The sequence below is a fragment of the Paraglaciecola sp. MB-3u-78 genome (assembly GCF_002835935.1).
Lineage (GTDB): Bacteria > Pseudomonadota > Gammaproteobacteria > Enterobacterales > Alteromonadaceae > Paraglaciecola.
In genome coordinates this window covers 709,307-724,061 of sequence record NZ_PJCF01000004.1, presented here as the reverse complement: position 1 = coordinate 724,061, position 14,755 = coordinate 709,307, and the positions used below count along the sequence as shown (strand labels likewise).

Sequence of the window (14,755 nt, the reverse complement as noted above, 5' to 3'; positions counted from 1 at the left end):
ATTCAATAAAGAAAAGCATGAATTCTAAATAAGCTTCTGGAAAATTCAGTCAATCAAGTCGCTTCTAAATATATAAACAGTTGATTACATTACATAAATGTAATCAACCTGTAATCCAATTGCCATAAAATATTGATCCAGATCAACTCCCTTTTTTGTGTGAAAAGTAGTATGTCATTTCACAAAACGAAGAGGATTAGTTTCAGGTGAGAAAGTCTTTTGTCGCTCTATTTTGCATGATGGTTTTGCTGATCAATTCAGTGAAGGCAGATGAACATGCAATAAAATATAGTTTGCAAAAAGACTATGCGACATCGTTCTCTGTTATCACTTCCTTCTTTGATGATTATGAAGAGCCGGTGATCACTCATTCGGAACATGACCAAAATTTTGAATGTAGTTGTGGTGAGTGTTATTACGTTGATCTAGTCCCAAGTCATTTGTTCATTGAGTTATCGAACTTAATTTTAGTTCCAATTGAACAAGACAAAGAAGTTAAAAACTCCTATCTAGCCTTTAGCGTTCAAAACCATATTTCCTCATCATTATTTCACCCTCCTTAGCGGCATATTTAAGTCAATAATAGACGCTTGACCTGTGAGTAACTCATAGGTTTAGGATGTTTCATAGCAAACTTTATAAAGTATTCAATTAATAACTGCGCTTACTAGCGCAAAAAAAAGGAAATAAACATGAAAAAATTTACATCACTTACGTTAATCACTTTGTTAGCACTCTCTCCACTTGCTTTTGTGAATGCCCATCAACATGGTGATAAAGCACAGATGTCAATGGGCATGATGGACGAAGCAAAAATGGAAAAAATGCAGACACATATGTCTGAAATGAGCACAGTGCTTGAGAAAGTAAAGAAAGAAACTGATCAAGAAAAGCGTCAGATGATGTTGCAGGATCATGCCAATAGCATGGTGAGCATGATGGCAATGATGAATGGTAATGAGATGGGGAAAGGTCAATCTATGGGCAAGCATAATATGGATAAAATGAAAAAAGGCGATGCCGCCATGCCCACTGAACAAAAGATGGAAATGATGGAGAAACGTTTGGAAATGATGGAAAAAATGATGGGGCAAATGATTGGACACACTGCTGAAAAAAGCAAAGTGCTTCACAAACACAAGTAGCCGTATAACTCAGTCAGGGAAAGAACCCATTGGGCTAGTTAACAGCCTATGGGTTCAAATTAATTGTGTATGAATACGAGTTTTAAAAAGTGATTGACCTGTGTCTAACTCACAGGTTTACAGTTGCCTAAATACCTAGGATTTAGTCATAGGATTGTTACGGTTATATGATTAGCGGTAAGTGAGGAGGACCAGTTAATGCACGTCAGACAATTAGCAAAAATGCTCGGCGTAAGCCCTGATACGGTGCGGTACTACACACGAATTGGCTTGTTAGAACCGCAAAAGTCGATTGAAAATGGTTACAAGTTCTATAGCCCAAACGAGCAAAACCGTCTGCGTTTTATCTTGAGCGCAAGGGATTTAAGTTTTTCAGTAGATGACATTAAACAGATTTTTCATAAAGCGGACGAAGGAGAGTCTCCTTGCCCAACGGTTAGGCGATTGATAGACAACCGCTTACATGAAACTGAACAACGTTTTCAAGATACATTGAGACTCAGAGCAAGAATGCACACCGCAGTCGAAAATTGGGGTGGTAAACCAGATAAAAAGCCAAGTGGAAATGTTATTTGCCACTTGATAGATGAATTCACCAAGACGCCAGAGTGAATGTTTTTAAATATGAGGATTTATGAATACTGATAGCCACAAAGAAGGTGCGGGAAGTCCCCACAAATGTTGCCAAACCGGATCAGAACAGCCCAACGTTAAAACGGCTAGTCGCTCTGAGACCTTGGAAGCGAATGCGACAGGAAACGAAACGATCGAACATGAGTTAATAATTGACGGTGCTAGTTGTGCTAGTTGTGTGAATAAAATTGAAAAAGCATTGCTGTCAGTGTCTGGTGTTCAATCAGCACAGATGAACTTCGCTCAGCGAACTGTGCAAGTAAAAACGAATGTGGAAGTAACCAAATTAATTCAAGCGGTAGAAAAAGCCGATTATAACGCCAAGGTATCAACAAGCGAGTCCGAAGAGGAAGCGTTAGAAGAAAAAGATCAAGCCGATTGGCAGTATTATAAAAAGCTAATGCGAGATATGACGTTTGCTTTAGTGCTTGGTGTGCCTTTAATGATTTACAGTTTAGTTGTCGGTGAAATGACCGTGAATACTGACACAGAAAGGTTAGTCTGGCTGCTAGTTGGCTTGCTTACACTGGGTGTGATGGTGTTTGCGGGTAAGCATTTTTACATCGGAGCTTGGAATTCATTTAAAAATCATTCCGCTAATATGGACACACTGATTGCATTAGGCACCGGTACCGCATGGTTATATTCCATGGTCGTGGTGTTTGCTCCAGAAATTGTACCTCTAATGGCTCGGCATGTCTATTTTGAAGCCACTGCCATGATTATTGGTTTGATTAATTTAGGTTTGGCGCTTGAAGTAAAGGCACGAGGAAAAACCTCTGAGGCTATCAAACGTTTGATTGGCCTTCAGGCAAAAACGGCCAAGGTTATCAGGGATGATAAGGACATCGATATTCCTATAGAAGACGTTCTTTTGAACGACTTAATTCGAGTCCGTCCCGGTGAAAGAATATCTGTTGATGGCGATGTGGTTGAAGGGCATACCTCAATCGACGAATCAATGCTTACCGGCGAACCTATGCCTGTGGAAAAATCTGAGGGAGGGCAGGTGGTCGCAGGCACTATCAACAAATCAGGTTCGATAGTTTTTAAGGCCACCAGAGTAGGCAAAGATACTGCACTGGCGCAGATCATCAATATGGTTAAGCGTGCGCAAAATTCAAAACCCCCAATAGGGCGGCTGGCTGACGTTATATCCGCATACTTTGTACCTGTTGTGATGATTATCGCGGTGTTGAGCGCACTGGTGTGGTTGAATTTTGGGCCTTCACCCGCCATCGCCTATGCCATGGTATCCGCGACGACTGTGTTGATTATTGCTTGCCCATGCGCATTAGGACTGGCTACGCCGATGTCAGTGATGGTCGGAGTTGGCAAAGCAGCCGAAGCGGGCGTTTTAATCCGTAACGGTGAGGCATTACAGACAGCATCCAAGATCACTTCCATGGTTCTCGATAAGACAGGCACGATAACGGAGGGGGCACCTAAGGTAACGGATATTATTGTTGCCGGTTCGCAAACTGAAGATGAAATTTTACTGTTAGTCGCCAGTCTGGAGGCAGGTTCAGAACATCCTCTGGCCATGGCAATTGTTGAATCTGCGGCAGATAAGGGGATTTCCCCTAAAAAAGTCACTGACTTTGCCTCACTCTCGGGTATGGGTGTAGAAGCAACGTTGCAAAACAAAAAACTGTTGTTTGGTAATGAAAAACTGATGAAACAGCAGGGCATTGCAATCGATAAGTTCGTAGACAAAGCCCAACAACTCGCAGCAGAGGCTAAAACGCCTATGTATTTTGCTGTTGATGAAGAGTTAGCGGCAGTCATTGCCGTAGCAGACCCGATTAAATCAGACTCGATTGAAGCCATTAAACGTCTTCAGAATAATGGGATCCGCGTTGTTATGTTAACCGGTGACAATCGAATGACCGCTAAAGCGGTAGCTAGCATGGTGGGGATCACCGATTTTGTGGCTGAAGTGATGCCAGAAGACAAAGCCAAAAAAGTCGCGGAATACCAAGCCAATGGCGAAATAGTTGGCATGACCGGTGACGGCATAAATGATGCCCCCGCACTGGCTCACGCCAATGTAGGATTTGCCATTGGAACCGGCACCGATGTGGCCATTGAGAGCGCAGATATCACGCTTATGCGTGGCTCTTTGCATGGTTTAGCCGATGCAATAGCAGTCAGTAAAGCCACCCTTACCAATATTAAGCAAAACCTGTTTGGCGCATTTATTTACAACGCTGCAGGCGTTCCTTTTGCAGCAGGCGTGCTATATCCCTTTTTTGGTCTATTACTGAGTCCGGTTATTGCAGGTGCAGCAATGGCGTTTTCTTCGCTTACTGTGGTGACCAATGCCAATCGTTTGCGTTTTTTTAAAGCCAAAGAACATTAGGAGTTTGAAATTATGATGTGGATTAACTTAGCTGGATTCGGATTGATACTGCTCATTATCTGGTGGTTTTGGATGTACAAATCACCCAACGTGGCTATGCAAGATGGAGCGGTTGAAATTGTCGTTAAAGATGGAGTATATCAACCGTCAACTATCAAAATAGCGGCGAATAAAGACACTGCGATCACTTTTACAAGATTAGATGCGTCATCTTGTTCTGAGACATTACTCATCCCTGATTTGGAGATTAATGCCACCTTACCCTTAAACAAAAAAGTGAGTGTCACTATACCTGCCTCATTACCTGGACGTTATCCGTTTCACTGCCAAATGAAAATGTACCTAGGTGAGTTAATCGTCGAATAATTGCACATAGGTTATGACGCCACCCATTGTGAGCTGGACGGCATAGAAAACATAATAAAAATAAATGGTGCTGATATTTCACACGATTGGTGGACAAATTTCAAAGAAGGCTATTACCAGTTTGTTGATGAGAACATCAGAGATAACGCTAAACATAAGCCTTGGAGCTGTCATGCCAGTCCTCAAGTGAATCACTCGAAGCACAAAAAAACGAGGATATGACATTACTATCTGCCAGATCCAATTGAAATACACATTAAATTTACAGCGCTATTAATTAAAGGAAAAACTCATGGGTGGATTATTTACACTATTGCTTTACGCAGGACTATTTTACCTTTTTATGCGCTTTGGTTGTGGCGCACATCTAGCCCATGGCCATCATCACGGCCATGAAAAACCTAAAGATAAAGACATTTTTATTGATCCGGTTTGTGGAAAACAAGTCGCGGATGACGAGGGGTATGGAGAGTTAGTTGACAAAAAATTGTTTCGTTTTTGCTCTAAAGCATGTTTAGAAGAGTTTGATGAAAATAAAGCTGAATTTAGTAAAAAGCCAAACACACTAATAGTAAAAGAGGGACAACAGCATGAAGCATAAAATATCACTTTTCGCCTTTGGGCATGCAACGAGCTTATTTTTACTCATGAGTTTCAGTGTCTGTGTAGGCTTTGGTCTGCTGTTTCCTCAGCAAGCTATGTATGAAGTCTGGTTAAAACTGCTACCTGGCTTTGAATGGATAAGCTGGAAAAGTTTTTTCATAGGCGCGTTAGAAAGTTACGCATACGGCTGGTTTATCGCATTGATTTGGGTGCCGCTCTATAACTTCTTTGGAAGCAAGGCAAAATAATATGAACGAACAAATAGCACATTCAGGGATGTGGGTACTAGCGCTGATCATGATCGTGCTTGTCTCATGGTATATGTATAAATATTTGGCCCCTTCCTCTTGGCACGAATGGGCAGGGGCAGGGGTGGTACAAGCTTTTATTATTGCGCTATATGCAGAAATGTATGGATTTCCATTAACGATTTACTTACTTGCACGTTTTGGTGGTCTCGACCGAACCGGCCTCAATGCCAATCTGTGGTCTTCTTTGATGGGGATGGGCGAAACAGGGATGATGATCTCAATGATTTTGGGCTACATCTTGCTTTTCATTGGCATCGGTATCTTTTTTCAAGGTTGGCGTCAGGTACACCGAGCCAGACACGAAAACAAATTGGTGACTGATGGACTTTATGCCCTGGCACGGCATCCACAATACACGGGGTTATTTATTGCGTTGTTTGGTGAAGGCGTGGTGCACTGGCCAACACTTTTTTCTGTCGGATTACTACCGGTTATCATCTTTATCTATTACCGACTGTCCAAACGGGAGGAATTAGCGGTAATAAAAGAATTTGGTGAGGAATATATCGAATATCAAAAACGAGTACCGATGTTTATCCCTCGCGTATCGCAATGGAAGTCTTTTATCGCTCAATCAAAATAAATACGAAAGTGGAGGTTGAAGCGCCATGTCACCAGCATTAGTCACTATTGGTGAACACATTTTATAGAGGAGAGCTACTGCTTCTTTGTAATGCAATTAAAGGAATTGGTGTTCGGCGCAGTAGCGGTAAGTAACACCAAGTAAATTAACTAATAGGGGGCTCATTATACTCATTCAGGAGATTATCTTAGTTAAATAATTGGAGCCGATGGCGTTTGTAAAACTAATTTAGTCAACATTTTCATTCAATTACCAATGGGGTATCCGACAAATGGATCATAAACACAACACACAGGGTAAAGAGTCAATTTCTCTTACTAGTGCAGTTGCGATGGGAACTGGCGTTATGATTGGTGCCGGTATTTTTGCGCTAACAGGTCAAGTAGCCGAATTAGCCGGGCCTTTCTTTCCATTTGCTTTTATTATCGGCGCTATCATTGCCGGATTCAGTGCTTACAGCTACATAAAAATGTCCAATGCATGGCCATCATCGGGTGGTGTTGCGATGATTTTACAAAAGTCCTATGGCACTGGCGCGATTGCCGCTGGCGCGGCTTTATTGATGGCACTATCCATGGTCATTGCAGAAAGCCTTGTTGCTAGAACCTTTGCCTCTTACGTTTTGCGGCCTTTCGATATCACGGGTGGTCTATTGGTGCCCATCATATCTGTTGGCGTCATACTTTTTGCATTTGCCGTCAATATGGCTGGAAATCGTTCGGTTGGCTTTCTGTCATCAATTATGGCGGTCATTAAAATTGGTGGCATTTCCCTGTTTGCCATAGCCGCATTGTGGTCGAGTGGATTTCAATTTTCTGCCAACGTTGATACGACATCTACCTTTAGTTTAACGGGATTTATAGCTTCAGTGGCACTCACCATTTTAGCCTTTAAAGGTTTTACGACCATCACGAATAGCGGGTCGGAAATCACCAACCCGCATCGAAATATCGGTTTGGCTATCATGATTTCTATTGCATTGTGTGCTGTCGTTTATGTGCTTGTCACATTTGCTGTTGGCTCTAGTCTTTCCATTGAAGAAATCATTTCAGCAAAAGATTACTCGTTGGCAGAAGCGGCAGAGCCAGCTCTTGGTCGCACTGGATTCTATTTAACCATCGTCCTTGCTGCTGTGGCGACATTGTCTGGCGTATTAGCAAGTGTTTTTGCGGTATCGCGCATGTTGGCCATGATGACTGATATGAAAATGATCCCCCACAGCCATTTTGGGATGTCAGGCTCTATTCGTAAACACACACTTGTATATGCTGTGGTGATTGCTTCGCTACTTGCCGTATTCTTTGATATCGGAAGGATTGCTTCACTTGGCGCTTTTTTATACATAGTAATGGACATGATCATTCAATGGGGTGTTTATCGCTATATGCGAAAGGAAATAAGTGCTTCGTCACCGATAATATTGATGGCGTTGACTTTCGATGCGATCGTTCTTACGGCTCTTACAATGTACAAAATAAACACAGATCCGCTCATCGTTGTTTATTCAGCGGTTGCTGTTGTTAGCATATTTTCATACGAACGCTTTTACTTGTCTAAGTGGTACGGTAAAGGCTCAACTGAAACATCTGAGTAGTCAGACCCGTAATCAAACAATTAGCGAAGATAAATACGATTAAACTTAGGAATATCACTATGCAAGTTGAAACAATTAGAGACGTACTTAATTGGACTGTTACATTTCATAAAAACTTAAAGGACTGCTTAAAACACTGTTCTGAACAAAATAAAGATGAGCGGGCACAAATGACCCTACACTACTTGTCTGATCACGAAGCGAGTTTAGAGCGCATTGTGCAGGGGTTTATCAATACTGCTGATAAAAAAGCATTGAACACTTGGTGTTATGACTATATCGAAAAACACCCCTTTATTGAGCATGGTCATTGCGACTCACCCTTTAAAGAATTAGATATGACGCACATTATGGAAAAGACTGTAAACCATCACCAGCAAGTGATTGAGTTGTACACTCATCTTTATTCTCGTGTCGATATAGACAGCGCCAAAGAATTGCTTGATACGATAAAAGGTATTGAGGAAAATGAAATTAAACGAATGGTACAAGGGGTAAATCGGTTTTCAGACATGTAATTGACTGGGAAGCTGGAAGTGCTTATTGAGCAAGTGACTTTGTCGCCCAATATTAACTGATATAATTATCAGCTAATATTGGGCATTTACTGGTCCCCGTTATTCAACAATAAGACTGGACATTTTTTTCTGATCGTTTGATGCGTTTGAGCCGCTCTTTTTCTGTTAATATTTGAGTATCACTATTGTCATTAACACCTGTTCTTATTCTTTGGCCACTTTGATAAAGATCGAGATTCTTGCGCGCGAGTGCACAATTTTTTTTATTTGTTTGTGCTGTTTTTGATGATTCTATTTGCATTTTTCTAGCACTTTCTCTTTCTTCGATGTATTTCTTAATATTTTCCATCCGCTCCTTGTTACTTTCTTCTTTTGGAGGCTTTGAAATCAGGATTGATACCTGAATTTTTTCTACATTAAAATTATTGTTTTTGCCTTCAGGGGGGAATTGGGACAAATGGTTTATCCCAGAATCATCCGTCCATCTGTATATTTGGATTGTTTGAGTGGCAGCAATTGCGCTCAACGGGTTAATCAAAATAAAAAACAACAAATAACGTAAAAACATAAATTATTTATTCCTTAGGAAAATGTACCGAGGTTAAATTAACTTTAATTAAGATCACATCGTTTATCTTTTGAATCATCTGCTAGTGATAGCATATAGTTCACAAAGTCCCAAACTTGGTTTTATCCTTGCGTATATTTCCAAACCGTCATGACTTAGGCGTTTCTAGTGATTATTTACAAGTAGATGATGACCAAAGCATACTTTGGGTTTGAAGTTAAAGTTCTTGTACAAATTTTAACGCGAGTATATCGCCTGAGTTAGGCGGTGCGAAAGTGATCACCACATTGTAAATTATGTAAGCTGGCGTCGAACGAACCAAATAGTCAAGGGTGGCAATAAGATCCACTGGAGTACTGGCAATAGCCCAGTTCCAAGGATCGGTAGTGTTGGCATTGATGGCGAATAACTCCACCGATCTAATAAAACTGTGGCTATAGCCTCGAATGCGATCGTAATGACGACTCCCACCATGACGAAGCTTCCAATCTGGGAAGGACTCGGCTTAATAATCCACCTCCGCGATTTTGCGAACGCAGCAACACACCAGAATGCTACGATGGAAATCGCTGCATCGCCAAAAGTTGCCTGCGTGCAGGCAACCACACCAGCCCAATGTGTGCCGTTAGGGATCGCCATAAAGAAAGGTATTTGCCACATTTCCCAAATAAAATTTAGAAGAAATGAGAAGATCACCACATTAAACTCAGGTAAATCGACGATTTTTGATTGTGTTTGCATCAGTCTTGATCCATTCAATTTGAAGCCTAAAGTGAATTCCCTGACTTCTCGAAACACATTAAACATATATTCGGCTATAACTAAATATTCAAAGTGGATTTCTAATATTTAATAAATTGAATTGAACGTTGAGTCAGATAAAGTCAACGTCCAATTGTTTCTTCTTAAAACAAGAAACGAATTCCAGCGACCCATTGTGTTTGCCTGGTTGAGCCGCCTTCCAATTTGATGAAATCTGCGGTATTACCGTATTGGCCAGTCCATTCAATCCCTAAATAGGGCGCGAATTCTCAGCTAAATTCGTAGCGCAAGCGAAAACCAGTTGTAACTGATGAAAGCCCTTTGCCTACGCTATGTAAATGCATGGGATGAGTCATCATAGTGTCATTTTGCAATATTACCCTGACGCGCTCTCCGTGCCGAAAGTGCACTGGTGTGCATCGTCGGTGGGTTTAACTATAACGTCGTAGGTTTCGCCGGGACCAAATCTAAATTCATCGACACTTACCGGTTCAACATCCTGACCATCTGCACAGATGACTGTTAACTTCAAACCTGGAATGCGTACATCGAAAAAGGTATTGCTTGAGCCATTTGAAAAGGTAAGATAAGCCCGTGCCAATGAATAGAAGTAGACACAGATAAATGATTGGTAACCCGAATAGTAAAGGTTTCGCCTTCTTGCCAAACTAGGGTAGGCCCAGGAACACTGCCATTAATAGTAGTGGCAATACGTTTCTCGCCGGTGAAATTAACAGGGGTATCAGACACGGTAAGATCAAATTCATTACCGGTTAACATGTTCTTCGTATCGCTACCGCTATATTCTGTACTATGTGCCTTGCCTAAATTAACCACGCCTAAAGCGATAGAGCCAGCCATTGCCCCTTTGACAAAGTTTCGTCGAGGAAGGCTAGTAGGTGCTACAAACCAAAATATAGGATTGGCTATCCGGGAACCTTTGACGCCTGCTCTGACCTTATTCAATATAATCTGTACGTGAAGATACTTTCACATTGTCAGTAATTTGATTATTTGGATGGGACACATACCAATCGCCCTCGTTAAGCCCTGAAATCACCTCAACATTAAAGGCATTTTTGTGGCCAATACTGATTATTTGCTTATAGGCAGTTTTTTCTCTGACCACAAATATCGCCCACTTATCTTGTTCCCTAAATAAAGCAGTGACGGGCACACTTAATAAATCTGAGCCATTCCATAAGACTATTTCCACATCCACCTGATACCCATGTCCCAGACGTGCCCAGTTGTTATATTCACTGGTAATATCAACAATAACATTCACTCTTTGTTCTTCTATACCTAGGGCTGATACTTTCATAAAACCTATAGGTTCAATACGATTGACTCTACCTGTGAGTGGCTGGGGGCCGCCCCAGTTTTTAATATTGACTACTTGGCCAGGTTCTACTTTTACTGCATCGAAAGACAGTAATTCCACGACTATTTCAAGGTCTTTTGGATTGCCAATTTCAAGCAAAGCAGTCCCCGCTATGACCACTCCCTCACTTTTATTCAATACTTTTAATATGCGTCCGCTAACTGGAGCGGTTATGTTGACACATTGGCAGTTACCGTGTTGAGTTTGAGTTGTAGAAGGGGACAACATTAATGCCTTGGATCGTTCCAATTCATAGACTCGCATTTGCAGCCCAGCTTGAGTGGTAGCCAAGGCAGCTAATGCGGTTTTGTATATTCGTTCAGAATTATCTAGTTCGCGCGCAGACACACTATTGCTGACTCGTAGTTCACGCATTCTGTCGAATTCTGCATTCGCAAAATCCAACTCAGCCTGAGCCTGATTAACTCGAGCTTGTGCCAGCAACACCGCCGACTCTGCAGTTTTGATATCAGCTTTTGCTTGGGCTTCACTTCGTGGGTCAAGAAAATCAGGGTCGATAGGTTCTATTTCGGCCACTATAGTTGTCAACCGTTCGACTTGGTCGCCCACTTCAGCCTCTATCCTCCGCAGATGCCCAGTAACAGGGGCTGATAAGATATAAACATCGTGAACCCTTGTCTTCGCTTCGTCAGTGATAATTTCTTGTAGCTCTCCCTTAACCACTTGAGCTATATCCACAATTATCGCTCTAGGTCTAAAAAGATAAGTCAACACTGATAACAAGACCATAGCAATCACAGCCCAAAGTAAAAACCGCACATGTTTGCTTTGCATCATTTATTCCCTCGTTTTTAATACTCTGATCAAATCAAGTTTGTTCACTCTTCGCCTGACCAGAGCCGCGGATAAGATAGCGGCGATGACAACCCACACAATGGCATATCCGTAGGTTGAAGCCTCGATCACCAAAGGAATTCGATACATTTCGGTGTCAAACGACTGTGCCATCGACCACACTAAAATGCCTCCAAATAAACAGCCAAGAGGCAATCCTAGTAAAATCAAAAACATGACTTCACCCAGTAATACATAAGAAATCTCTCCCTTGGTAAATCCCAGCACACGTAAGGTGGCTAGTTCTCGCCCGCGCTCTGATAGCGCAACCCGAGTGCTGTTGTAAGTCACGCCAAATACCAATACCACGGCTAAACCAGTAAACATTGAGATAAACACCATCAAATGTTCCACCAGATGTTCATCAAATGAATCCAATGCAGACTGTTTCAACATCACAGTGCTAACCTTGGGCATATTCTTGAATGCTGCGTACAGTTCATCTTGATATAACGGGTCGATTAACAGGTTGGCATATTTAAAGCTGGGGCTTTCATTGAGTGCGCGATTTAGGGTGTCTAAGTTCATATAGGTTGGCAGACCGATATATGAATCAAAAATGCCCACTACAGGTATCAATAATTCCGGCCTGCGTCCTTCTAAAACATCAACCCCCATAACGTCCCCAATCTTAATATTGAGTTTGCGAGCTAGACGACTGGCGATCACTATCCCTGAGTCGGGCACCTCTATACTTTGTTTACGCCCGTCGTCGTAAATTACTTGCAGGGTGCTGTCAGGCTGCATACCTGTAATGCCCCCTCTGTGGGTCTTTGAGCCAAAACTAAAATCTGCATTAACTGCATATATGGGTTCTGCAGTCAGGACACCAGGTAATTTTTCGAAGTCATAAATGGCACGCAGCGGCAAAGGATCAACCACACCCACAGTAATATGTTGCCGCTGGCTATCAAAAAAATATACGCGTTTAAGATGCGACAACGAATCGTCCCACTGCAAGGTCATAATAATTAAGCCGGTTGCCATGGCGATCCCAGCACTGGTTAAAAATGAACGTAGTGGCCGACGAGATATTTGACGTAATGCAATACGAGTAGGCTGATCCAATAATCTAGCTAGGCCCAGCGACGATAAAAAGGTTCGTTTATAAATGCCAGGGGAGGGCGGTATCATCGCTTCAGCAGGGGGTAATTTGACAGCAGATCTAACGGCAGTTAACGCCCCCAAAATAGCAGCGATTATACTGACTAACCCACCAATAATAAAAGCATAAGGGCTGGGACGATAAATCAGTAAAGGGAAACGAAACAGTTCTGCATACATTTCAGTATTAAGACGGCCAAAATAAGCGCCAATAACTGAGCCAATTGTCACGCCTATGATCCCAATCACCAACATCATTTTAATGTAATGCCAGGCGATTTGAAAATTGCCATAACCAAAAGCTTTGAGTAAGCCAATTTCGGTTCTTTCTGTTGCAATTAAACGTGACAACACCATGTTGGTTAAAAATACCGCCACAGTGATAAAAATAGCGGGCAATATGGTGGCCATACTTTTTTGCTGTTCTATTTCGTTCTTCACAAACCAATTTGATATTTGATCTTCGCGTTTAATGGCGCTGACTCCACCATAAGGTTCAAGTAAAACATCAACTTGATTAAGCACATCTGCTGGCAGGGTATTGCGCGTTAAGGTTAAACTTAGATAGTTGAAGGACTCTTGCAGATCATAAGCCGCTGCAAGCACCTCATATGACATCCACATCACGCCAAACAAACTATCGTCAGGCATCAGCGCACCTGGGCCAATGGCGTAAATAAATTCTGGACTTAGAGCGATCCCCACCACATAAAAATGTTTTTTGTGACCGTTCATAATGACACTGACCGTATCGCCAATATCGAGTTGGTGTGCTTCTGCAAAAGGCTCATTGAGGATAACCTGATCATCACGCCCAGGGCTTACCCAGCCGCCTTTTCGCAATACCAACTGATTCAGTAAAGGCTGGCCTTTTTCTGGGATTGACATAAGTTGCGCTATAGCAGGTTGGTCAAATCCTTGAATGTCTATATTTGCATAGCTACTTATCCGCGTCTGAACTGTTTGTACGCCATTTATTTGTGCAATTTGGTTGGTTAACCGCAATGGGGCGCGAGTGGCAAAAGCAAATATTTCACCAAAGCGATAACGTTGATAATAGGCTTCAGTGGTGTCTTCAAGGGCTTCGATAGTTGATAACGACATCACTAAGGTTGCCACACCTGAACCAATAACGAGGGCAACTGCTAGGACTTGTCCGCGCAATTTCCATAAGTCTCGTATTAACTTTTTGTTTAAGACTTTCATCACCATTCCAGCTCTTTGGCCATAACGCGAACAGCGTTATTTCGTATGCCCGCTATCTGACCATCAGAAATATTAACTACTCTGTCGGCCATGCTGGCAACCACCGTATTATGGGTAATGATGGCTGTAGTTGTCCCTAGTTGTTGGTTGATATTCTCTATGGCTTCGAGCACCAAAATTCCGGTTTGTTTGTCTAAGGCTCCAGTGGGTTCATCACACAATAAAATATCGGGTTGTTTGGCAATCGCACGAGCAATGGCTACACGTTGTTGCTCGCCGCCTGAGAGTTGAGCGGGGAAGTGATGCATGCGATCGCCAAGTTTCACTAGTTCTAGGGCTGCTTCAGGAGCAATGGGGTGAGGTGAAATTTCCGTAACCAGTGCCACATTTTCGTAAGCAGTCAAGCTTGGGATCAGATTATAAAATTGAAATACAAAGCCTACATGTTCGCGCCTAAAACGTGTCAGTTCATACTCACTGGCCTTACTTAAATCTTGCTGGTTATAGAGGATCTGCCCTGATGTAGGTAAATCAAGGCCCCCCAATATATTTAATAAAGTTGACTTACCACTCCCTGAAGCCCCTAACAGCACCACCAATTCTTTCGGATAAAGTTCGAAGTTCACCCCTCTAAGAGCTTGTACTTCCACTTCACCGCTGTGGTAAATTTTAGTCAAATTATAGGCCGCCAACGCGGGTTGTATTCCAGGCTGCAACTCTGATTGGGGAACCTTATTCATATAATGGCTCAACGAGAATAT

At 42.2% G+C, this 14,755-nt stretch carries 16 protein-coding genes and 3 pseudogenes; 11 read left to right on the top strand and 8 right to left on the bottom strand.

Annotated features, from left to right (window positions below):
• Positions 1-206: 206 nt before the first annotated feature.
• The 11 genes and pseudogenes from CXF95_RS10040 (at position 207) to CXF95_RS09990 (ending at position 8,115) form a co-directional block, all read left to right on the top strand.
• Positions 207-563, top strand: coding sequence for a hypothetical protein (locus CXF95_RS10040; protein ID WP_157828125.1), 357 nt, complete (start codon positions 207-209; stop codon positions 561-563).
• Between the two features lie 129 nt (positions 564-692).
• Positions 693-1,145, top strand: coding sequence for a hypothetical protein (locus CXF95_RS10035; protein ID WP_101198518.1), 453 nt, complete (start codon positions 693-695; stop codon positions 1,143-1,145).
• A gap of 198 nt (positions 1,146-1,343) precedes the next feature.
• Complete coding sequence (locus tag CXF95_RS10030) at positions 1,344-1,757, top strand: MerR family transcriptional regulator (protein ID WP_101198517.1); 414 nt, start codon at positions 1,344-1,346, stop codon at positions 1,755-1,757.
• A gap of 22 nt (positions 1,758-1,779) precedes the next feature.
• Complete coding sequence (locus CXF95_RS10025; RefSeq protein ID WP_232787750.1) at positions 1,780-4,140, top strand: heavy metal translocating P-type ATPase; 2,361 nt, start codon at positions 1,780-1,782, stop codon at positions 4,138-4,140.
• Positions 4,141-4,152: 12 nt separating this feature from the next.
• A complete protein-coding gene (locus CXF95_RS10020; RefSeq protein WP_101198516.1) occupies positions 4,153-4,506 on the top strand; it encodes a cupredoxin domain-containing protein in 354 nt (117 codons plus the stop codon).
• Positions 4,507-4,728: pseudogene (locus CXF95_RS31420) on the top strand (cation transporter); the annotation flags it as partial. It abuts the gene before it with no gap.
• Between the two features lie 70 nt (positions 4,729-4,798).
• Complete coding sequence (locus CXF95_RS10010) at positions 4,799-5,107, top strand: metal ion permease (RefSeq protein WP_101198515.1); 309 nt, start codon at positions 4,799-4,801, stop codon at positions 5,105-5,107.
• Positions 5,097-5,357 carry a hypothetical protein gene (locus CXF95_RS10005; RefSeq protein ID WP_101198514.1) on the top strand — a complete coding sequence of 87 codons (261 nt, stop codon included), beginning with the start codon at positions 5,097-5,099 and terminating at the stop codon, positions 5,355-5,357. The genes CXF95_RS10010 and CXF95_RS10005 overlap by 11 nt, the downstream gene beginning before the upstream one ends.
• Before the next feature lies 1 nt (position 5,358).
• Positions 5,359-6,003, top strand: coding sequence for an isoprenylcysteine carboxylmethyltransferase family protein (locus CXF95_RS10000; protein WP_101198513.1), 645 nt, complete (start codon positions 5,359-5,361; stop codon positions 6,001-6,003).
• 271 nt (positions 6,004-6,274) lie between these two features.
• Positions 6,275-7,597, top strand: coding sequence for an APC family permease (locus tag CXF95_RS09995; RefSeq protein ID WP_101198512.1), 1,323 nt, complete (start codon positions 6,275-6,277; stop codon positions 7,595-7,597).
• A 59-nt stretch (positions 7,598-7,656) separates the two neighbouring features.
• Positions 7,657-8,115: an ATPase gene (locus CXF95_RS09990; RefSeq protein WP_101198511.1), complete on the top strand. Its 459-nt coding sequence runs from the start codon at positions 7,657-7,659 to the stop codon at positions 8,113-8,115.
• Positions 8,116-8,218: 103 nt separating this feature from the next.
• Here the strand turns inward: CXF95_RS09990 and CXF95_RS09985 are convergent, their stop codons facing one another.
• The 8 genes and pseudogenes from CXF95_RS09985 to CXF95_RS09950 all read right to left on the bottom strand — a co-directional run bounded on the left by CXF95_RS09985 (position 8,219) and on the right by CXF95_RS09950 (position 14,734).
• Positions 8,219-8,683 carry a DUF4124 domain-containing protein gene (locus CXF95_RS09985; RefSeq protein ID WP_101198510.1) on the bottom strand — a complete coding sequence of 155 codons (465 nt, stop codon included), beginning with the start codon at positions 8,681-8,683 and terminating at the stop codon, positions 8,219-8,221.
• Positions 8,684-8,977: 294 nt separating this feature from the next.
• Positions 8,978-9,424 (bottom strand): hypothetical protein, encoded by a 447-nt coding sequence (locus tag CXF95_RS09980; protein WP_101198769.1) that lies wholly within the window; start codon positions 9,422-9,424, stop codon positions 8,978-8,980.
• Positions 9,425-9,588: 164 nt separating this feature from the next.
• Positions 9,589-9,702: pseudogene (locus CXF95_RS31415) on the bottom strand (copper resistance protein B); the annotation flags it as partial.
• Between the two features lie 12 nt (positions 9,703-9,714).
• Entirely contained in the window at positions 9,715-9,855 is a 141-nt protein-coding gene (locus CXF95_RS31410) for a multicopper oxidase domain-containing protein (RefSeq protein WP_369809301.1), read from the bottom strand.
• Between the two features lie 2 nt (positions 9,856-9,857).
• Positions 9,858-10,306: pseudogene (locus CXF95_RS09965) on the bottom strand (multicopper oxidase domain-containing protein); the annotation flags it as partial.
• Between the two features lie 97 nt (positions 10,307-10,403).
• A complete protein-coding gene (locus CXF95_RS09960) occupies positions 10,404-11,627 on the bottom strand; it encodes an efflux RND transporter periplasmic adaptor subunit (protein ID WP_101198508.1) in 1,224 nt (407 codons plus the stop codon).
• Positions 11,628-13,994, bottom strand: a complete 2,367-nt coding sequence (locus CXF95_RS09955) for an ABC transporter permease (RefSeq protein WP_101198507.1) — start codon at positions 13,992-13,994, stop codon at positions 11,628-11,630.
• A complete protein-coding gene (locus tag CXF95_RS09950; protein WP_101198506.1) occupies positions 13,994-14,734 on the bottom strand; it encodes an ABC transporter ATP-binding protein in 741 nt (246 codons plus the stop codon). The genes CXF95_RS09955 and CXF95_RS09950 overlap by 1 nt, the downstream gene beginning before the upstream one ends.
• Between the last annotated feature and the right edge of the window lie 21 nt (positions 14,735-14,755).